This is a genomic window from Undibacterium hunanense (genome assembly GCF_014284335.1).
GTDB classification, from domain to species: domain Bacteria; phylum Pseudomonadota; class Gammaproteobacteria; order Burkholderiales; family Burkholderiaceae_D; genus Undibacterium; species Undibacterium hunanense.
On sequence record NZ_JACOGF010000007.1, the window covers coordinates 37242 to 57412 of the forward strand.

General features: G+C 51.9%; 13 protein-coding genes. 7 read left to right on the forward strand and 6 right to left on the reverse strand.

Translation table 11 applies throughout. From position 1 onward, the window contains the following. The first annotated feature begins 3 nt into the window (after nt 1-3). Nucleotides 4-513, forward strand: a complete 510-nt coding sequence (locus H8L32_RS28360) for a sensor histidine kinase (protein WP_408058906.1) — start codon at nt 4-6, stop codon at nt 511-513. Here the strand turns inward: H8L32_RS28360 and H8L32_RS14610 are convergent. Further along, nucleotides 438-1355, reverse strand: a complete 918-nt coding sequence (locus H8L32_RS14610; RefSeq protein WP_186947992.1) for an SDR family oxidoreductase — start codon at nt 1353-1355, stop codon at nt 438-440. The two genes, H8L32_RS28360 and H8L32_RS14610, sit on opposite strands and share 76 nt — an antisense overlap. 86 nt (nt 1356-1441) lie before the next feature. Then, entirely contained in the window at nt 1442-3019 is a 1578-nt protein-coding gene (locus tag H8L32_RS14615) for a methyl-accepting chemotaxis protein (RefSeq protein WP_186947993.1), read from the reverse strand. 566 nt (nt 3020-3585) lie between these two features. Here H8L32_RS14615 and H8L32_RS14620 point away from each other — a divergent pair. The 4 genes from H8L32_RS14620 to H8L32_RS14635 all read left to right on the forward strand — a co-directional run bounded on the left by H8L32_RS14620 (nt 3586) and on the right by H8L32_RS14635 (nt 9768). Beyond that, the gene (locus H8L32_RS14620; protein WP_186947994.1) at nt 3586-4611 is read left to right on the forward strand and encodes a CDP-6-deoxy-delta-3,4-glucoseen reductase; all 1026 of its coding nucleotides are present in this window, start codon (nt 3586-3588) and stop codon (nt 4609-4611) included. Between the two features lie 481 nt (nt 4612-5092). Continuing rightward, the gene (locus tag H8L32_RS14625) at nt 5093-6292 is read left to right on the forward strand and encodes an acetylornithine transaminase (RefSeq protein ID WP_186947995.1); all 1200 of its coding nucleotides are present in this window, start codon (nt 5093-5095) and stop codon (nt 6290-6292) included. A gap of 191 nt (nt 6293-6483) precedes the next feature. Further along, complete coding sequence (locus H8L32_RS14630) at nt 6484-8478, forward strand: alpha/beta hydrolase family protein (protein ID WP_186947996.1); 1995 nt, start codon at nt 6484-6486, stop codon at nt 8476-8478. A 276-nt stretch (nt 8479-8754) separates the two neighbouring features. Further along, nucleotides 8755-9768, forward strand: coding sequence for an NADP-dependent oxidoreductase (locus H8L32_RS14635; RefSeq protein ID WP_186947997.1), 1014 nt, complete (start codon nt 8755-8757; stop codon nt 9766-9768). 62 nt (nt 9769-9830) lie between these two features. Here H8L32_RS14635 and H8L32_RS14640 read toward each other — a convergent pair whose 3' ends face one another. Further along, the gene (locus H8L32_RS14640) at nt 9831-11612 is read right to left on the reverse strand and encodes a glycoside hydrolase family 44 protein (RefSeq protein ID WP_186947998.1); all 1782 of its coding nucleotides are present in this window, start codon (nt 11610-11612) and stop codon (nt 9831-9833) included. A 215-nt stretch (nt 11613-11827) separates the two neighbouring features. On the opposite strand from H8L32_RS14640, the gene H8L32_RS14645 reads away from it, so the two are divergent. Both H8L32_RS14645 and H8L32_RS14650 read left to right on the forward strand, forming a co-directional pair. Then, nucleotides 11828-15205, forward strand: a complete 3378-nt coding sequence (locus H8L32_RS14645; protein WP_186947999.1) for a S41 family peptidase — start codon at nt 11828-11830, stop codon at nt 15203-15205. 326 nt (nt 15206-15531) lie between these two features. Continuing rightward, nucleotides 15532-17574, forward strand: coding sequence for a hypothetical protein (locus H8L32_RS14650; protein WP_186948000.1), 2043 nt, complete (start codon nt 15532-15534; stop codon nt 17572-17574). 17 nt (nt 17575-17591) lie between these two features. Here the strand turns inward: H8L32_RS14650 and H8L32_RS14655 are convergent, their stop codons facing one another. From H8L32_RS14655 to H8L32_RS14665, 3 genes are all read right to left on the reverse strand, one after another. Next, nucleotides 17592-18410 (reverse strand): DUF2189 domain-containing protein, encoded by an 819-nt coding sequence (locus H8L32_RS14655; protein WP_186948001.1) that lies wholly within the window; start codon nt 18408-18410, stop codon nt 17592-17594. 113 nt (nt 18411-18523) lie between these two features. Further along, the gene (locus H8L32_RS14660) at nt 18524-19510 is read right to left on the reverse strand and encodes an alpha/beta hydrolase family protein (protein WP_186948002.1); all 987 of its coding nucleotides are present in this window, start codon (nt 19508-19510) and stop codon (nt 18524-18526) included. Nucleotides 19511-19562: 52 nt separating this feature from the next. Continuing rightward, nucleotides 19563-20147, reverse strand: a complete 585-nt coding sequence (locus H8L32_RS14665; RefSeq protein ID WP_186948003.1) for a TMEM175 family protein — start codon at nt 20145-20147, stop codon at nt 19563-19565. Nucleotides 20148-20171 lie beyond the last annotated feature (24 nt).

Genomic DNA, 20171 nt, shown 5'->3' on the forward strand with positions numbered 1-20171 from the left:
AGCATGCAATTTCATCTGGAAACCCAGCAACTAGACGAACTGGTGCAAAACACCATACAGTCAAATCTGGGTTATGCCCAGAATTTTGGCGTCGACATACGCTACAAGCTACTGGCAGAACGCGCTTTGCCGGTCAGGGTAGATTCACAACGCTTTACCCAGGTTTTGTCGAATTTATTGTCCAACGCTGTCAAGTTTTCGCGTGAAAATGGAAGAGTTGATGTCACCATCAGCGCCAACATCAATTATGCCCGCATCGAAGTGCAGGACTACGGCATCGGCATTTCAGAGGCATTCAAGAGCAGCATTTTCCAAAAGTTTACCCAGGAAGATGCCAAGGCTGCCCGTAAATATGCGGGTACCGGACTAGGCTTAAGTCTGAGCAAGACCATGATAGAAAAAATGGGCGGCGAAATCGGCTTCCACAGCGAAGAGGGTCAGGGTTCTGTCTTTTTCATCATCCTGCCGCTGGAATCCAGTGCCGCCAGCACCCCTTCCCTGACCGAGCTGTAACGCAGGCGCACGCCCAGTTCCAGCTTGATGCGCTGATTACGCAAGCGCCGCGATTCTGACATGAAAGACAGCAATACCGGGCTGACCTGCTGCGCCAGTTCTGTCCTTGGCAGACGTGGCGGGCGTGGTAATTCAAAACTATCTGCCACCAGATCAAAATAGGCGGCCATCTTCATATCGCTGTCATCCACCGCATGATAGATACGATTGGGTAAAGCGCGAAACAGCGCCAGCCGTATCAACTGCGCCAGGTCATCGGCATGGATATGATTGGTGTAGACATCATCCGCCTCTATCAGGGCTGGGGTACCCTTGCGCAAGCGTTCCAGTGGCAGGCGCTCTGCCGCATAAATGCCAGGTACACGCAAGATAGACAGACCAGACTGGCTGCGCCTGGCCCAGGCACGCAGGCTGCGTTCTGCCGCCACCCGCCGTGTTGCCCGGGCATTTTGCGGTTTCACGCTTCTGGTTTCATCAAATTCGGCACCGGCGCAATCACCATACACGCCGGTGGTACTGACGTACACCAGTTGACTTTTGTCAGCCAAAACCGCAATCAGGTTTTGGGTACGGATATCGGTATTCCCTTCGCTGCGTGGCGGTGCCAGATGCACCACCCGGCTTGCCAACCCGGCCAGTCGTGCCAGACTATGCGGCTGGTCAAGATTCGCCAGAATAGGCACCGCCCCGGCAGCCCGCAATTCTGAAAAGCGTGCCGCCTGGCTGGTCAGGGCGAATACCCGGAAATGCGTCTGCAACAAAGGCAGCAGGCGCATGCCCACATCACCACAGCCGACGATAAGCAAGCGTGGCTTGCCGATTTGTTTACACTGTTTTTTCATGTTCAGGACTAGACGGCCAGGTCCGGTATGCGCAGGAAAAATGCCATACCGGCAACGCTGACCATAAAAATTCCAGCTTACACCACTTACCTCGGTGTCGCCCTACGCACAGAAGTTGAATCCAGGCGGAATACGCTGACGGCATTGGTCAAATGCACCGCCTGGTCTTGCATGGATTGTGCGGCGGCAGCGGCTTCTTCCACCAGTGCGGCGTTTTGCTGGGTGACTTCATCCATCTTGATGATGGCAATGTTGACTTCTTCTATGCCACTGCTTTGTTCCATCGTGGCAGAACTGATTTCGTTGACGATGTCACTGACCTTGCGCACGCTGTCGACCACTTCTTCCATGGTACTGCCAGCCTCGGTCACCAGTTTGCTGCCGGCACCGACTTTTTCTACAGAATCATTGATCAATTCCTTGATTTCCTTGGCCGCTGCAGCACTGCGTTGCGCCAGGTTACGTACTTCGCTTGCGACCACGGCAAAACCACGTCCCTGCTCACCGGCACGGGCAGCTTCCACTGCGGCATTCAATGCAAGAATATTGGTCTGGAAGGCAATGCCGTCAATAACGCTGATGATGTCCACAATCTTGCGGGATGAATCATTGATGGAGCTCATGGTGGCAATCACTTCACCAACCACTTCACCACCCTTGCCTGCCACTTTGGAAGCAGACGCGGCCAGGCTATTGGCATGACGGGCGTTATCCGCATTCTGCTTGACGGTGGAAGTCAGCTCTTCCATCGCCGATGCAGTCTCTTCCAGTGATGCCGCCTGTTGCTCAGTCCTGGCGGATAAATCCAGATTGCCGGTGGCAATTTCTTGCGATGCCGTACTGATGGCGTCGGTGCCTTCACGCACCTGGCCCACCAGTTTTTGCAAGCTGGTATTCATCGCTTGCATGGCGCGCAGCAATTGACCAATTTCATCTTCTGAACCGACTTCTATCGATACCGTCAGATCACCACTGGCAGCACTTTCGGCAATGCTGACCGCAGCACGCAATGGCCGGCTGATCAGGCGGGCAATCCACAAGGCCAGAATCACGCTAAGCAGCATGGCGACAGCCAGTATGCCAGCTATCCATAAACGCGATGATGAAAACAGGCTGTCATTGGTCACCAAAGCGCGTTCACTTTCAGCCTGGCTCAGTTCAACCAGTTTGTCGACCAGATCATTCACGGCACGGAACAGCTTGACGGAATCACCACGAATCGCCTTGCGGGCTTCTTCGGTATTTCCGGCGCGTGACAAGGCCAGTAATTTTTTGCTGGCATTTCCATAGGCGGTGAAAGACTGTGCCAGGGAATCGAATATCTGTTTTTCTTCCGGTGAACTGACCAGCGAGCGGTATTTGGATTCATACCCCATAAATTCGGTGGAGCGGGATTCTATGCTTTTTTCGTAGTAGCTGTAATCCACTTCTTCGTTGGACAGGATGTGCTGCAGTTCAGACACGCGCATGCGGTTGAGCGTCGCCTTCATCAGCAATGCATAACGCACGCTGGGCAGGGTATCGGTGAGTACTTCGGTAGAAGCTGCATTCAGGTGCGAGATTTGCACGATTCCGAAGATACCCGTGGCCAGTGTCAGGCTCAGAGCAACAAGAAACGAAAGCAACAGCTTGTAGGCTATCTTCAAGTTCAGAAACCATCTCATATCAACCTCTTTTAAACTTTATACGATGCTGTAAACATCGTGTTTTATTGCAAAATACAATTTTCAATTTCAGAACACATTCTGTCTACAAGAAAACCGGCGCTTGAACAATATAAATGAGCTATATAAATGAGCCATAGTAGCCCTCTATAACAATTGTACTGATTTCCCTGAGGAAAATAATTAACATAAGTTAAATAAATATCAAAAACACCATAAGCCATACTCACTTATACATACTGAATATAGACTCATTATGTGACATGCTTATTTGATCTGCTTATGTGACCTGCTTATGTGGCATGCTTATTTGATGTAATTATGCAGGCTGAAATTTAACAGTACATGTCCGTATTTTTACGCCAGGCTTGCCAGCGGGGGCCTGTCACTGGCGTACTGCCGGGTCAGCTTCATATTGCCGCCAGCATGCATGCTTGTTGGTCTTGCCGGATTTACGCTATCATGTCTTCCCGTTTGATTCCTGTCTGCCCCTCTTTTGGCAGAACACACCAGGCTTTAGTGTTCCGGTATCCAGAACAGACCCTACTTATTTCAAAACATACCCGATGACTTTTCAAGTAACTGTCACCCCTAGTGGCCGTCAATTCAGTTGTGACGAAGATGAAACCGTGCTCTCAGCCGCCCTGCGTGCTGGCATCGTGCTGCCATACGGCTGTAAAAATGGCGCCTGCGGCTCGTGCAAAGGCAAAGTCGCCAGCGGCACGGTCAAGCATGGCCCGCATCAGGTGCGTGCCCTGCCGGAAGCGGAAGAAGCACAGGGCATGTCCCTGTTTTGCTGCGCAAAACCACAATCAGATCTGACCATAGAAGCACGTGAAATCGTTGCTGACGGTGATTATCCGGTCAAGAAAATGCCTAGCCGCATAGCAAAACTGGAAAAACTGTCTGACGATGTCATGCTCATCGCCCTGCAATTGCCCGCTAATGAGCGCCTGCAATACCGCGCCGGCCAGTATATAGAATTCATGTTGCGAGATGGCAAGCGCCGCAGCTACAGCATGGCAAATGCCCCTCACCTCGACGAACATATCAGCCTGCATGTACGCCACATGCCGGGTGGCCTGTTCACCGACCAGGTCTTTTCCACACTGAAAGAACGCGACATCCTGCGTTTTGAAGGCCCGCAAGGTACCTTCTTCCTGCGTGAAGATAGTGAAAAGCCAATTATTTTGCTGGCATCCGGCACCGGTTTCGCCCCGATCAAGGCGCTGGTGGAACATCTGATCCATCTTGAGTCGAAGCGACCTGTCAGTCTGTACTGGGGTGGCCGCCGCCCTGCTGACCTGTATATGGATGCCCTGTGCAAAGAATGGGCCACACAATTGCCCGGTTTTAGCTATATCCCGGTCATCTCTGATGCCCAGCCAGAAGATGGCTGGACCGGTCGCAACGGCTTTGTACACCAGGCTGTCATGGCAGATCATGCCGACCTGTCGGGCTACCAGGTGTATGCCTGCGGTGCGCCGGTGGTGGTGGAATCAGCCAAACGGGACTTCACGGCACAGTGCCAGTTACCTGCGGACGAATTCTATGCCGACTCGTTCACCTCAGAAGCTGATCTGGCAAATTGACCCTGTTAGCCTGCCGCATGTCATAAAAACATGATATGAAAATCTCCATAAACGGGACTTACGCAAAATCGTCCCAACAAGGCTATCGCTTTTAGGAAACCTCCCTTGCAAGGGAGGTTCGTTACGTCGGCAGACAACATGTTGTCTGAAACCCCGACTGCACCACAAGCGACGAAGACAGTACGAATAGTACGGCAAGGAGCTGCAACGCAGTTGGGGCGCTTTTGCGTAAGTCCCACAAATTTATTTTGACGCAGTGCGCAAAAAGTCCTACTATCCGTTTTATGAAAATCTTTACTGACATGTCCTCACCAAATATTGCACGACGTCGCGTCTCGCCAAGCGAGCCTGGGCCGATGTAAGAGTGAGCGTGCGCGTAAAAAGCGACACCACGAATATCAAGCCACAGGTTCGGTCCTGTGGCTTTTTTTTATCCTGATTTTTTGTCTTTCCCCCCTGTAACGACCTTAGGAGTCTTGAAATGGAATTCAGTCAGTACAACGTAAATTCCCTGATGTACATCACACCGCGCCCCGAACTTGTGTTCGTCGAAGGCAAGGGCATGTGGCTGACTGATCACAAGGGCAAGCGATATCTCGACTATCTGCAAGGCTGGGCTGTCAACTGCCTGGGCCACAGCCCTGACGTGATCCATGAAGCACTGGTCAGCCAGTCCAAAAAATTGCTGAACCCTTCCCCGGGTTTTTATAACGCCCCGATGGTGGAGTTTGCCGATCTGTTGACTAAAAACTCCAGCTTTGACCGTGTGTTTTTCACCAACAGTGGTGCCGAAGCCAATGAAGGTGCAGTCAAACTGGCGCGCAAGTGGGGCCAGTTGAACAAGAATGGCGCGTTTGAAATCATTACCTTTGACCATGGTTTCCATGGCCGCACCCTGGCAATGATGTCGGCATCTGGCAAACCCGGCTGGGACACGATTTTTGCCCCGCAAGTCAGCGGCTTCCCCAAGGCTGATCTGAACGATATCGCTTCGGTAGAAAAGCTGATCACCGACAAGACCGTGGGCGTCATGCTAGAGCCGGTGCAAGGTGAAGGCGGCGTCATTCCGGCCAGCCCGGAATTCATGCAGGCGCTGCGCGCACTGACCAAAAAGCACGGCATCCTGCTGATCGTGGATGAAGTGCAATCCGGCATGGGCCGCACCGGTGAATTGTTCGCCTATCAGTTGTCAAATATAGAACCAGACATCATGACCCTGGCCAAAGGCATCGGTGGCGGCGTACCGCTGGGTGCCCTGCTGTGCCGCGAAGAAGTGGCCTGTTTTGTACCCGGCGACCAGGGCGGCACCTACAACGGTGCACCGTTGATGACCGCCGTCGGCATTGCCGTGTTCAAGGAACTGACCAAACCTGGCTTCCTGGCATCGGTCAAGGAAAAAGGCGAATACCTGAGCCAGCAACTGGAACAATTGTCTGCCGAATTCGGCATGCAGGGTGAACGCGGCTTTGGCTTGCTGCGCGCTCTGAAGCTGGGCGACAACATCGGTGGCAAGCTGGTGGATGCTGCACGCGATATGGAGCCGGTCGGCTTGCTGATCAATTCACCCCGCCCTGACCTGCTGCGCTTCATGCCGGCATTGAATGTGACGAAAGAAGAAATCGATCAGTTGATCAGCATGCTGCGCGTGGTGATACAGGAAGTAAAAAACAAGGCTGCATGATTTTTACTGCATAAAAATCAAGATATACGTCTTCGGTGAAGGCATGCACAATCATTTTTTGTGCATGCCTTTTCTTATTTTAGAGCCATGGCTCGAATCGGAATGGAATACAAATTCTCCGGATTTCAACTTGCCATCTTGGCATTTTACATGCGTATAATGCTTGATCTCTTTCACTTGCGGAAGCGCTCATGTCCTTGTTCAAACAGAATTTATTCTTCAAATTAACTGCCTGCATTTTTTGCAGTATCAGCCTGCTGGGTCTGGCACCTGCCCAGGCCGCAACGGAAGCGATTCCTGTTGCCAGTTTTTTCAAACATCCTAAATTCAGAGAAGCACGCCTGTCACCAGACGGCAAATCCATAGGCATGCTGATGCTGGGTGCCAATGACCGTGTCATATTGGCAGTGCTGGAAGTCGGTCAGTTAAAGCCTGAAGTCATTGCCAATTATGAAGACAAGGATGTCCGTTCTTTCCACTGGATCAATAACGACAGACTGGTGTATGACCTGACCAATTATCAACACAAGGACGTTGAGCAATTCTTTGGACCAGGCCTGTACGCCGTCAATAAAGACCGCTCGAAACGCTTGCGCCTGGTCACGCATCAATACACCAGTGCACGCGAAAAAGTAACCGGGCCGTCACTGGCATGGCACACTTACTTTCTTGATGTCGTCCACGGTTCCAGTACACCAGACGTGTATGTACAGCAGGCCCAGGATTCTGACTCCAGAACCTATGACCTGTATCGCCTCAATACCATGACCGGCAATACCGAACTGATCAAACGTCCGGGTAAGGTCAGCAAATGGCTGATCGACAAATCCGGTGTACCACGCATTGCCGAAACCATAGATGGTGCCGAGTCCACCGTGTTTTACATGGACCCGAAGACCAATGCATGGCGTAAGCTGGCATCATCCCCCTGGACCTCAAATGCACGTCTGGACCCGACCTTTTTCAGTCCTGAAGGTGACTTGTATGTACGTGCCTACAATGGCAAGAACACGCGCGCCCTGTATCGCTTCGACCTGGAAAAGAACCAGCTGGATGGCGAGCCTGTGCTTGAACTCAAGGGATATGACTTCGATGGCGGCCTGATCTACAGCGACCAGCAAAAGAAAGTGCTGGGCATACGCTACGAAATGAGCAAGCCGGCCACGCGCTGGTTTGATACAGTGGCAGCCGAAAGACAGAAAAAGATCGATGCGCTCTTGCCCGACACAGTCAACATGCTGACTTTCGCCGACGACAGTAAGGCCAGTGTCGCGATTATTCATTCTTATTCCGATACCAATCCAGGTGTATGGCAGTTATATGATTTTGCCAGCGACAAACTGGTCCGTCTGGGCAGCAGCAATCCTGACATACAGCCCGAGCAAATGGCCACCAAGGAAATGCTGCGCTACCCTGCTCGTGATGGTCTCGAAATTCCAGCTTATCTCACCCTGCCAGTAAATGGAAACGGCAAGAATCTACCCACCATTGTGCTGGTGCATGGTGGCCCTTACGTACGTGGCGGTCACTGGAACTGGAATCCGCAAGTCCAGTTTCTGGCCTCACGCGGCTATGCCGTGATTGAACCGGATTTTCGTGGCAGCACCGGCTTTGGTGTCAAACATTTCGATGCTGGCATGAAACAATGGGGCCTGGCCATGCAGGATGACGTGGCCGATGCCGCCAAATGGGCCATCGCCAAAGGCTATGCAGACCCGAACCGTATCTGTATCGCCGGCGCCAGTTACGGTGGCTATGCCACCCTGATGGGCCTGATCAAGGATCCGGATTTGTTCCGCTGCGGCATAGAATGGGTGGGTGTGACCGACATCAACCTGCTCTACAATATTCACTGGAGCGATGCTTCCGATGAATGGAAATGGTATGGCATGCCGGTGCTGATTGGTGATCAAACCAAGGATGCAGCACAACTGAAAGCCACTTCACCACTGGAAAATGCAGCCAAACTGACGCGTCCGCTGTTGATGGCTTACGGTACACGCGACCGCCGTGTACCGATAGAACATGGAACTAAATTCTACCGGGCCGTGAAGGAAAAAAATGCCGATGTCGAATGGGTGGAATATGCCGAAGAAGGCCACGGCTTTTACCTGTTGAAGAACAATATCGACTTCTGGGGCCGCGTCGAAAAATTCCTTGACAAGAACATAGGCAAAACACCGTAACAACCGGCATCAGCCAATAGCAAATCCAACAGCAAATCCAACAAAAAATAATACGTAGCACATAGTTTTTCCTGCAAAAAGGCCACTTTCGTGGCCTTTTTCTATAACAGCAGCTTTACCTACTGCGCTGTTTCACGCCACAACATTGCGCGACATTTCGCAAAAAATCCCCCTTATCAAGCAGTAACTTCCTGCCTATACTGGTATGCGTGGTCAGTGCCAAGCTGCATCACAATAACAACCTAAAAAAACCAATAGCAGCCGGGGGAGAACAAGATGAATACCATCAACTATCAGTTCCAGCTTGCCAGCCGCCCCCAGGGCAGTGTCAAAGCCAGCGACTTCAACTATGTCGCCGAGCAATTGCACGATTTGCAGGAAGATGAAATCTTGATTAAAAACCTGTATATCTCGCTGGACCCGGCCATGCGTGGCTGGATGAATGAGAGTAAAAATTCTTACATGCCGCCTGTCGCCATCGGCGAAGTGATGCGTGCCCTGGCCGTTGGCCAGGTGGTCGCCAGCAAAAACGCCAGGTTTGCTGCCGGTGAACATGTCAGCGGCTTACTGGGCATGCAGGAATATGCGTATTCCGACGGCAAGGGTATCAGCAAGGTGGATGCCAGGCTGGCCCCCTTGCCCCTGTACCTGAGCACACTGGGCATGCCGGGCATGACGGCTTATTTCGGCCTGCTTGAAGTTGGGCAACCCAGAGAAGGCAATACGGTCGTGGTATCTGGTGCTGCCGGTGCCGTCGGCACTATCGTCGGCCAGATTGCCAAAATCAAGGGGGCAGGCGCGGTCGGCATTGCCGGTGGCGCCGACAAATGCCGTTACCTGATTGAACAACTGGGCTTTGATGCCGCCATCGATTACAAGACCGAAGATGTGAGTACCGCCTTGCGCCAGCATTGCCCGGATGGCATAGACGTGTATTTCGATAATGTTGGCGGCGATATTCTCGATGCTGCACTGGCACAACTGGCTTTTGGTGCCCGCGTTGTTATCTGCGGTGCGATTTCGCAATACAACAATACCACCCCGATCAAAGGGCCATCAAATTACCTGAACCTGATGGTGAAACGGGCCACGATGAAGGGCGTAATGGTATCTGACTATTACCCACGCGCCATGGAAGCAGCCAGGGATATGGGAGGCTGGATCAGTTCTGGCAAACTGAAAAGCCGTGAAGATATCGTGGAAGGTCTGGAAAAATTTCCTGAAGCTTTCCAGAAATTATTCACCGGTGAAAACAATGGCAAACTGATTCTTAAAGTGATGCAAAGTTGAAGCGCCCGAAAAAAAGCCGCCAGTATGCTGACGGCTTTTGCTTCACTGACGCCTTTGAATGATCAGGGTTTCAACACAAAATGCAGTACCGAACGCGCTGGCAGGCTGTAGCTGAACTTGTTTTGCGCAATATTGTTCAAACCGCTTCTGGTGGTGACTGCAGTATTCGTACCGCTGACACCCCAGACCTGGGCCGATTTCAGCGTCACAGGATGGCTAAGCTGGAAACTGCTGTTGAGTGAACTGGCCAGACGGTTGATGGCGATCACATGGATGACATTCGGGTCATTGCTGTCAACTGCTGCATACACGGCTGCATTGGCATTATTGCTGGCAACAGCCTTGACTGAAGTAGCAGGAAAGACCGATTTATTGCCATCATAATTTCTGTAGATTTTGAAACCAGAGGCGATAAAGCCTTCGGCATCCCCAAAATACGTAGCCAGATAGACCCCCTGCCTGCCAAAGCTACCCAAAGCATCGGCCTGGGCAATGGCACCGGTGATATCGGACTTGCCGCCAAAATCATATTCGGTCACGGCCAGCTTGGTACCAGGATAAAAATCAGTGATGGCCTGTTGCAGCTTGGGCAGCATTTGCAGCCCGCGGCCATCGGTAAAACCATTACCAGACTGGGTAATCCAGGTGGGTTCTACATACGTTGCATCCCACAGGCTGCGTGCCGCCTGTACCCGGTCGGTAGTGGAGCTTGAAGCCTGTGGATAATAGTGGAATGAAAACACATCCAGCAAACGCTTGCCTGCCGATTGGGAAGCCTGCTGCATCTTCGCCAGATAGGTAGTTGCCATGGTCATGCCGTTATAGCGATAACGGTCACCACTGCCATTACTGACATAGGGCTCGACATTGTATTGCGCCCAGTCAGTTGGCTGGTGAGATTGCGAACCATCCCAGATTGCCCACAGACTGAACAAACCCAGATAGCCGCTGATAGCTGGTCCATAGGTTTCGGCTCCGCCATCCATACGTTTGATGGTCTTTGCCAGCGCGATATTCTTTTGCAGCACATCGCTGACGGTTGTTACTTGCGGATACAGATTGGCATGGGTACCACTTTCGCCACTGCTGGTGGTCCAGTGATGCCACAGGTCTGGTTCATTATCCAGCTCATAGCCCTTGATACCGCTGCTTGTTGCTGCAGCACCATACTGTTGTACCAGGAAATTGATTTCTTCATCGATATACACCACACCATCCGTCAGGCCAGGTGCCAGGCTCAGGCCACCGGCAGCAGCGGGCTTGTCATTGACGATGTCGACCCAGCGCGCCGTATCCACATTGGCTGGCCCAGCCGTGCTTTGCCATAACTGGGAACCATTGCAGGTAGAAGGAGGATTCAGATTGACGATATCTTTTGGCAACTTGCCGGCAGCAGGCAATTGCAACAGGGAATATGTCCCCAGCAGCAGCGACTGGTCATGAAAACTTTTGAGCGCAGCACCGGGGGCATAATAAGCCAGCCCGGCAGTCTGGAGAGGGTCACCGGCACCACTCATCGCACTCACACCGGCATTCGATGAATTGCACCAGTCTGCGCCGGAATTGCTCACACCATTTTCCCAGTTATAACTGGTCATATTGTTGCCGCCCAGACGGCGCGAGCGCAGGTTCAGACCTTGCAGGCTGGCCAGACCACCCTGATTTGCCAGACCGGCACGGTTGCTACCGTCGGCATAGGCGTTATATCCATAAATCAGCGGACTGATGGCTTTGCGTTCAGCTTGAGTGTCGATAGAGAACGTGACATTCTGTGCCGACGATGTCGAAAATTCTGCCGAAATAAATAGAATTGCAAGAACTTTGCAAACGCTGACTTGTCTCATGAGATGACTCCTGGCCTGCCACAGCACCATTTCCACTTGGAAATATTAAAGTCAAAGTATGCCAGAAGTTAGCTTTCTTTATCCGGCAAATATGTAATATTTATTTACAATTGCCGCAATATTTGCCGTTTTATTCATCAGCTGTGCAGCATATTTGATACAAAAACAAAAAACTTGCTCCCATTCTCTTATTTCCACACCAATACCAGACAAAAATGAGACTTTCTACACTTGCGCTTACCCTCAGCCTGGCAGGCCTGACTACTGCGACAGCCATGCAGGCATTGGCTGCACCAGCCTATTATCGTTTCCCCAGCATACGTGCAGATGCAGTCGTGTTTACTGCCGAAGGCGATTTATGGAAAGTGGCAAGTCACGGCGGACAGGCACAAAGACTGACCACGCACCCGGCGGCAGAAACCTTGCCTGCCATCTCGCATGACGGCAAATGGCTGGCATTTTCAGCCGCCTATGAAGGCCCGACGGAAGCCTATGTCATGCCCATGAGTGGCGGTGTGCCCAAGCGCATCAGTTTCGAAAATGACCAGGTGAATGTACTGGGCTGGACCAACAGCGGCGAAGTCCTGGTCAGTACACTGAACAGCACCGGTCCTTCATCCCACCGCGTGGTGGCCGCCATCAATCCGCAGACCATGCTGCGTCGTGTCTTCCCGGTGGCAGATGCGAATGAAGCAGTACTTGATGAAAGTGGCAAGTACCTGTACTTCACCCGCTTTGGCCTGCAAATGACGAATGACAATGTCAAACAGTATCGCGGTGGTGCCACGGCACAGGTCTGGCGTTATGACGTCCAGGCCAAAACCGAAGCCACGCAGCTGTTTGCCGGCGACACCAGCAATAACCGCCGCCCGATGTGGTGGAAAGGTCGCCTGTATTTCGTTAGCGACCGCAATGGTGCTTTCAATATATGGAGCGCCAATCCCGATGGCAGCGATGCCCGCATGCTGACCCAGCACAAGGACTGGGAAGTGCGTAACGCCAATCTGGGCGATGGCAAGATTGCCTATCAACTGGGGGCAGACCTGCGCGTGCTCGATATTGCCACTGCCAAAGACGAACTCATCAACATAGACCTGGTATCTGATTTTGACCAGCAGCGCAAACGCCAGATCAAGACGCCACTGGAATACCTGACGAATGTAGAAATATCCGGCAAGGAAGAACGCCTGCTGTTCACCGCCCGCGGTCGCGTAACGATTGCCGGTACTGGCCCGCAACGTCGCATAGACTTGCCAGTACCTGAAAATGCACGCGCCCGCGAAGCCATTTTTTCACATGACGACAAATCGGTATTCGCGATTGTCGACACCAGTGGTGAAAATGAAATATGGAAATTTCCTGCCAATGGCGTAGGCAAGCCAGAAATGCTGACCACCAATGGCAATGTATATCGCTATCACATTTATCCTTCTCCCGATGGCAAATGGCTGGCGCATACCGACAAGCGCGGCAGGTTATGGCTGCTCGATCTGGCCACAAAAACCAACCAGGTGATTGATGATGCTGGCAAAATCGGGGCTGAAAGACAGGAAGAAATCGTCTGGTCCCCCGACAGCAAGACCATCTCCATTGTCAGGGCAGACAACAAACTGCAAAGATCGCAGATAGGTCTGTATGCGCTGGACAGCAAGCAATTGCATTTTGTCACCAGCGACCGATACAACTCGCACAACCCTGTGTTTTCACCGGATGGGCATTGGCTTTACTTCTATTCTGAACGCAATTTCCAGGTCAGCAATCGCGCGCCCTGGGGCGACCGCAACATGGGGCCGCATTTTGAAAAACGCACCGGCATCTACGCACTGGCCCTGCAAACTGGCAGCCGCTTCCCGTTCAAGGCAGATGATGAACTGAACAAGACACCAGACAAAGCGGCAGACAAAGCAACCGACAAGCCCGCAGATAAATCCGTCGATAAATCCATCGACAAATCAGCTGAAAAAACTGGTGACAAAACTACAGACAAAACCACGGATAAAGCCGAGGACAGCAAGAAACCGGCAAAACCAGCCCTGCCCGCCATTCAATATGCTGGCCTGGCAGAGCGCCTCTACCAGGTACCGCTGGCCTATGGCAATTATCGTGATCTGGCGATCGATGACAAACGCCTGTATTTTACCGAGCTCGAAGGCACCGATGGCAAGGCCACACTGAAAACCCTGGCCATCAGCAAAACTGCACCGCAACCAGATATTTTTGCAGGCAATATACGTCAGTTTGATTTGTCTGCCGACAAAAAGCATGTGTTTTATCGCACCCACAGCACCAATAGCCCGGGTGATTTCATCGTCGTTGAAGCCGGTGCCAGACAACCGTCTGACATCAGCAAGGCCAAGGTGAATATCAGTGACTGGAGTTTCTTCCTCAGTCCTAAACTCGAATGGCAGCAAATGTATGCCGATGCCTGGCGCATGCACCGCGACTTTTTGTTTGATGACAAAATGCGCGGCGTGGACTGGAACAAGGTACGCAGCAAATATGCGCCGCTGGTGGATCGCGTGACCGACAGGGCCGAGTTGAATGATGTACTTGGCCTGATGGCCAGTGAAGTCAGCACCCTGCATTCGCAAACACGCCCGGGTGACGTCCGCCGTGTAGCTGCGGAAGGCCAGGCTGCTTCGCTGGGTGCCGTACTGAGCCGCACCAATACAGGCTACCGTATCGATCATATTTATCATACCGAACCGGAATTGCCATCCGAAAGCACGCCGCTGTCACAACCTGATCTGGATGTCAAAGAAGGCGACATCATCACCGCCATCAATGGCCAGCCCGTACTGGAAGCGCGCGATATCTCGGACCTGTTGACCAACCAGGCCGATAAACAGGTATTGATGCATGTGAAACGCGGCGACCAAGCAGTCCGTGCCGTTATCGTCACGCCAGTGAATATGATGAAGCATGCCAATCTGCGTTACAGCGACTGGGAGCAAAGCCGTAGCGAGCAGGTCAACAAGCAGACTCAGGGTCGCATCGGTTATCTGCACCTGCGTGCCATGGGTGCGCAAGACATCAACAGCTTTGCACGCGATTTCTACAGCAACATCGAACGCGATGGCCTGATCATCGATGTGCGACGTAATCGCGGCGGTAATATCGACAGCTGGATCATAGAAAAACTCTTGCGCAAGGCCTGGGCATTCTGGGCTAACCCAACATCTGCTCCTTACGTCAACATGCAGCAGACCTTCCGTGGTCATCTGGTGGTGCTGGTCGATGAATTGACCTACTCTGACGGTGAAACCTTTGCCGCTGGCGTCAAGGCCCTTAAACTCGGCCCACTGGTCGGCAAACGTACTGCCGGTGCTGGTGTATGGCTGTCCGACGGCAATACTCTGTCCGACAATGGCATGATCAGGGCAGCTGAAAATGCACAGTTTGGCATGGATGGCCGCTGGCTGGTCGAAGGTGTAGGCGTAATACCAGATGTGGAAGTGGACAATCTGCCGCACGCCACCTTCAACGGCAAGGATCAACAACTGGAAACCGCCATACAACTGCTGGAGAAAAAACTTAAAGAGCAACCAGTTAAAGCGCTGGTGCCTCAAGTCATTCCCCCGCTGAATAAATAGTTTTTCTTGCTGCATAAAAAATCCTCATAGCTGAACGCTATGAGGATTTTTTCATTCTGCAATGATATTTCGCTGTTTCGTTTTCTAAGAACCTGTTTGCGATCTGTAGCGAGCGTGCGTCGGCGGGGTCAGGGGAACATAAAACGCAGCGCAAAAAGCGGAATGTACTCTAGTTACATGAGCATTTTGAGCAGCACATGAGCCCCGATCACGCGCGCAGTAAGATCGCAGACAGGTTCTAAGTGACATACCGCACAGAATATTGACCAGTTGGCAGATAATCTGTAAGCACGTATAAAAGTATGTTCAAAGAAGGCAGGCATTGCATGATTATCTCGCCCATCAGTTCAGTGACGACTCCGGGATTACAAGTTACGGCAGCACGCGGTCCGGATACGGTCAGTGCGCTATCCCTGACATCAGGCATAGGCGCTGATTCCAGCTTGCTGGACACGGCACGCAACAGCAATATTACTGTTGATGTTTCTCGCCTGGGTGAATTACTGGCCTACGTGAGCAAATTGCAAAACCGGCAAACTTCGGATGGCGTCAATCGCACCGACACAATTCAAACCGAAGCAGACCTTGCCAAGCTCACTGCCATTGCAAGTTCATTTGTGGATGCCTTTAATCAACTGCAAGCCAGCAATTCCAGTCTGTCCGAAAACCCTCTGGTCCCAACCAGTAGCGACAGTCTGTTGCAGGCTATCAATGCTGGCGCACAAAATGCGGATGGCACCAGTCTGTTCGAACAATTGGGAGGCATAGGGATTAATCTGCAAAATGCATCCCAGCCCGATAGCAATAGTTTGCTGACACTTGACGTGGCCAGTTTTCAAAATGTACTGGCAAAAGATAGCTCAGGCACGATTGCTTTACTGGCGCAAGCACTACAGGTATTGGGTAGCGCAGAGAGTACGGTCATTACACAAAATCAGGAATTCGCTTCCGGCAATATCCTGTCGAATACCGACAACAATTCAATTGAGAATACCGCAACAACGAATGCAGCCAACAACAGTAACAATATCAATGCCAACAGCGATCCCAACACTGACACCACAGGCACGACAGCGACAGCAACAGGCAATGTGAATACTGTTACTCCGGCGGCCAATGCAGAGGCACTACTACAGCAAACACTAGCGGACAAGGCATTGCAGGCTGAAATCGAAACCGCCAGAAACTCTCAGGCTGCAGTAAATGCCGATGTATCAAACACAGTTACTGTCAATACTGTGGACGACGCTGCGCAGGCAATACCTGGTATCCCGGCGTCACCTGAAACCAGGGCAGCAGGATTACCTGCTTCAAATGACGCTACAAACACGGCACAAATTAATACGCCTACCAATGCAGCTTTGACGATAAGCACGAATGGTACTAATGGTACTAATGCTACCAATGCAAGGATTGATACAGTTCCCGATTCTGTGGCCAATACAGGAACAGGTATAGATTTGAATGTGGCATCAAATGCGCAGGCCATTGATGCCGCGGCAACTGGCAACACACTGTCAATCACAGCAGATACGGCAGATACGGCAGATACAGCAAACACAGCCAACACTACCTTGCCACAGTCACTGAATATCCAAACACCGGCACAAACATCGGTACAGACACCACTCCAATCGCCATCAACTGAAATCGTGGACACATCCACAGCTGTACAGGCAAATACAGTAACTGAAAACAGGCTGGCCGCAAATGTTACGACACCCGTGACAACACCGTCGTCGCTACTGACGGAAAGCCAGCTGGAAAACAAGATCGCTGTAAATTCAATACAATCCAATGAAAACGCCGCATCCACCACGGCATCGGGCAATACGAAAACAGCCCCTAACAACTACTCTGCATTGGCAGCAGTGAGCCAGACACTGGATACCACGCTAGCTACCATTAACCAGACCAGCACGGCAGCAAGCAATATAACGGCCAGCAATCAAAGCCCGCCAGCCAGCCTGGCTTCGACGACAACTGCGAGTACAGTGACCAGTAATACCAGCACCCAGCAAACAATGTCTGCCAGCAACAGTGCCGCAGTCAATGCCAATATCAATGCAACTGACATACCGCACATACAGGACGGCATCAATCCCCTGATTTCCGCCGCGGTAGCGGCATATCGTGTGAGGGATGGTATTCAAGCCAATACAACAGAAAAACCGCGTCCAGCGCAAACTGACACGGTGACAGCGACAGAAGCAATCACCGTCGTAGAACCCGTGACGCTGGATTTACATGAACACGCCCAAAACCAGCGCCATGATGCAGAGGCTGATTCTGCTTATCATGAAGCCGAAGAATTGGGTGAGCCGGATAAACTTGCAGAAGTCGCGGGCAATATCAATGTCAATGCCTGATACTGAAAGTGATTCGCCTATTGACGATCATCGGCATGACCGACCACCTCTTTATACGCATGCCAGGTCGCATGACCGATGATAGGCATGATGATCAGAAAGCCGATGTTCCAGGTCATGAAACCCAGCACCACGCTGGCGATAATGAGTGCTGCCCATACCATCGTCACCGGCACATTGATGAACAGGGCCACACAGCTGATGATCATGGACGTGATGGCATCCGTGTCCCTGTCCAGCATCAATGGTATGGATACCCAGCTGATCGCAAATACCAGGCTGGCGAAGATAAAACCTATGCACAGATAGACGCCCAGAAACTCCAGGTTATCCAGGGAAAACAGCTGCGCCAGAAAACCGTGCATGGTTGGCATACCCTTGTTGTAGAACAACGCAAAGATCACCAGCGAAGCACGCGCCCAGACCATCATGATGACGGCCAGTACCAGAGCCAGTACGCCGATATTGCTCCAGCGCCCGCGCATGGAAAATACACTCCCCAACAGGCCGGAGCGTACATTGTCCAGACGACGGCTGATATCGTATAAGCCCAGCGCCAGCAAGGGGCCGAGCAGCAGGAAACCGCAAGTCAGGGCAGACAGATATTCTGGTGCATTATTGAGCACCAGTTTCAGTATCAGACCCATGGCAGCAAAACAGACGCCATAAAATAAACTGGCACCACCGGATGCACGAAAGTCTTGCCAGCCCATTTTCAACCAGGCAAAAGGACGGAATATTCCCACCCTTCGCAAGGGCGGAAATACCGCTTCCCTGTCTATCACCGTCTTGATATCGGGCGGCGCACTATCTCCATCCCTGGTTTGATTGCCCATTGCCGGTCCCCTTTTTATCAGCTTTGTTTGGCTGATATCCTAAGCCAGCAAGTGAGGAATGGCAATGCCTGGGCAGATAGTCAAACGATACATAGGTGACACTCAGGCACGCCTCATTGCAGCTTGTCGCGTAAAAACCTGGTCAGCGCAGAGGATAGTTCGGGTGCCAGCGGCAGGCCTGGGTCACCATACGAGGCCATTTGCTGGCTCATGTCGCCGGTGACTATCTTCAGCACATGATTCATATTGTGAACCAGCAGTTGCGTCGCGTCCGGTTTGGCGGTTTTCAGAGCAGTCAATTGTTTGGCATCGACCTGTATGTCATTGTCGCCTTGCAGCAGCAAGACCGGGCAAGTCAGCTTGCCGATTTCATTTTCCGGGGTGTAGCGAAACCAGGAAACCAGATAGGGCTGCACACTGTCACGATAAAAAGCTTTCAGTTCTGGCGGCACATCACTAATCAGTTTTCCGGCTTGCAGGGCACTGATGATATCTTCATTTTTTTGTGTCAGCAAAGGTGGCAATTTGCCCTGGAATTGCTGACGCAAGATATCGCCAGCATTTTTCGCCGGGCCCGCAACTGATATCACTGCGCCTACCTTCACTTGCTGTGCCGACAGGATGGCTATCAGTGAGCCTTCGCTATGGCCCAGCACGGCCACGCCAGAAAAACGCACATCGGTTTTCAGCAACTTCAACCAGGCGACTGCATCCTGGACATAGGTTTCAAAACGCAAGGCAGATTCGCTGGTGGCTGCGGCACTGCTGGCTGCAATACCACGCTTGTCAAAACGCAGGGATGCAAAACCGGCAGCGGCCATGTCCTGCGCCAGCATTTTCAGGGAATTGTTTTTTCCCTTCATGCCTACAGTATTGCCATCCCTGTCTGTCGGGCCAGATCCGGCAATGATCAGTACTACTGGCACTTTAGCCTGACCAGCACCGGCAGGTAACAGCAAGCTGCCAGCTATCTTGCCGGTATCGGTTGCAAGTACCATATCCTGTTCAGGCATCTGTATCACCGGCGGTTCGGCAGCCATGCCGTCAACATAGAAACTCAAACAGACAATACTTAAAACGGCAGATAAAATCAGGCGCATAGATTTATATGGTGATTGCTTTTGAACGGGAAATGAATCAAATACCGGCTCTTCAGGCATCATGATTTCTCAAGACTTTTTCGATGCGGCGATCAGGTATCAGCCAGATCATGGCCATGGTGACATACAGAGCCATGGAAACCAGCGGGTACCAGAAAGCCAGGGGAATGCCTGTTGCATAGGTAATCGGCGACAGCTTGCCTTTCCAGTCGGTGCCGACGGCTTTTTTCAAAATCGAATCCGGCCCCTGGGTCGCAATGATCTGCTGCTGCAAAATGAAATAGGCAATGGCTGCCATCAACAACACCAGGCCATACAGCGCCGCTGGCGCAGAAGCAAAATGATTTTCACCGACCCAGCCAGATGCAAAGGGTATCAGGGATAACCAGAACAACAAATGCAGGTTGGCCCACAGGATGCCGCCGGTGACCCGGTGGCAGGTATGCAGCATGTGATGGTGGTTATTCCAGTAAATACCGACGTAGATAAAGCTTAGTATATAACTGAAGAATACAGGCCAGACCTCCAGCAAGGTATCCAGCGTGCCGCCATGTGGCACCTTCATTTCCAGCACCATGATGGTGATCAGAATAGCGATAACGCCATCACTGAATGCTTCCAGTCGGGTTTTTCCCATTATTAACTACCTCATTCTTTAGTC

What these genes read in the sequence shown, in the direction of transcription:
- H8L32_RS28360 (WP_408058906.1), top strand. Translation starts at nt 4, where the DNA reads ATGCAATTTCATCTGGAAACCCAGCAACTAGACGAACTGGTGCAAAAC.
- H8L32_RS14610 (WP_186947992.1), bottom strand. Translation starts at nt 1,355, where the DNA reads ATGAAAAAACAGTGTAAACAAATCGGCAAGCCACGCTTGCTTATCGTC.
- H8L32_RS14615 (WP_186947993.1), bottom strand. Translation starts at nt 3,019, where the DNA reads ATGAGATGGTTTCTGAACTTGAAGATAGCCTACAAGCTGTTGCTTTCG.
- H8L32_RS14620 (WP_186947994.1), top strand. Translation starts at nt 3,586, where the DNA reads ATGACTTTTCAAGTAACTGTCACCCCTAGTGGCCGTCAATTCAGTTGT.
- H8L32_RS14625 (WP_186947995.1), top strand. Translation starts at nt 5,093, where the DNA reads ATGGAATTCAGTCAGTACAACGTAAATTCCCTGATGTACATCACACCG.
- H8L32_RS14630 (WP_186947996.1), top strand. Translation starts at nt 6,484, where the DNA reads ATGTCCTTGTTCAAACAGAATTTATTCTTCAAATTAACTGCCTGCATT.
- H8L32_RS14635 (WP_186947997.1), top strand. Translation starts at nt 8,755, where the DNA reads ATGAATACCATCAACTATCAGTTCCAGCTTGCCAGCCGCCCCCAGGGC.
- H8L32_RS14640 (WP_186947998.1), bottom strand. Translation starts at nt 11,612, where the DNA reads ATGAGACAAGTCAGCGTTTGCAAAGTTCTTGCAATTCTATTTATTTCG.
- H8L32_RS14645 (WP_186947999.1), top strand. Translation starts at nt 11,828, where the DNA reads ATGAGACTTTCTACACTTGCGCTTACCCTCAGCCTGGCAGGCCTGACT.
- H8L32_RS14650 (WP_186948000.1), top strand. Translation starts at nt 15,532, where the DNA reads ATGATTATCTCGCCCATCAGTTCAGTGACGACTCCGGGATTACAAGTT.
- H8L32_RS14655 (WP_186948001.1), bottom strand. Translation starts at nt 18,410, where the DNA reads ATGGGCAATCAAACCAGGGATGGAGATAGTGCGCCGCCCGATATCAAG.
- H8L32_RS14660 (WP_186948002.1), bottom strand. Translation starts at nt 19,510, where the DNA reads ATGCGCCTGATTTTATCTGCCGTTTTAAGTATTGTCTGTTTGAGTTTC.
- H8L32_RS14665 (WP_186948003.1), bottom strand. Translation starts at nt 20,147, where the DNA reads ATGGGAAAAACCCGACTGGAAGCATTCAGTGATGGCGTTATCGCTATT.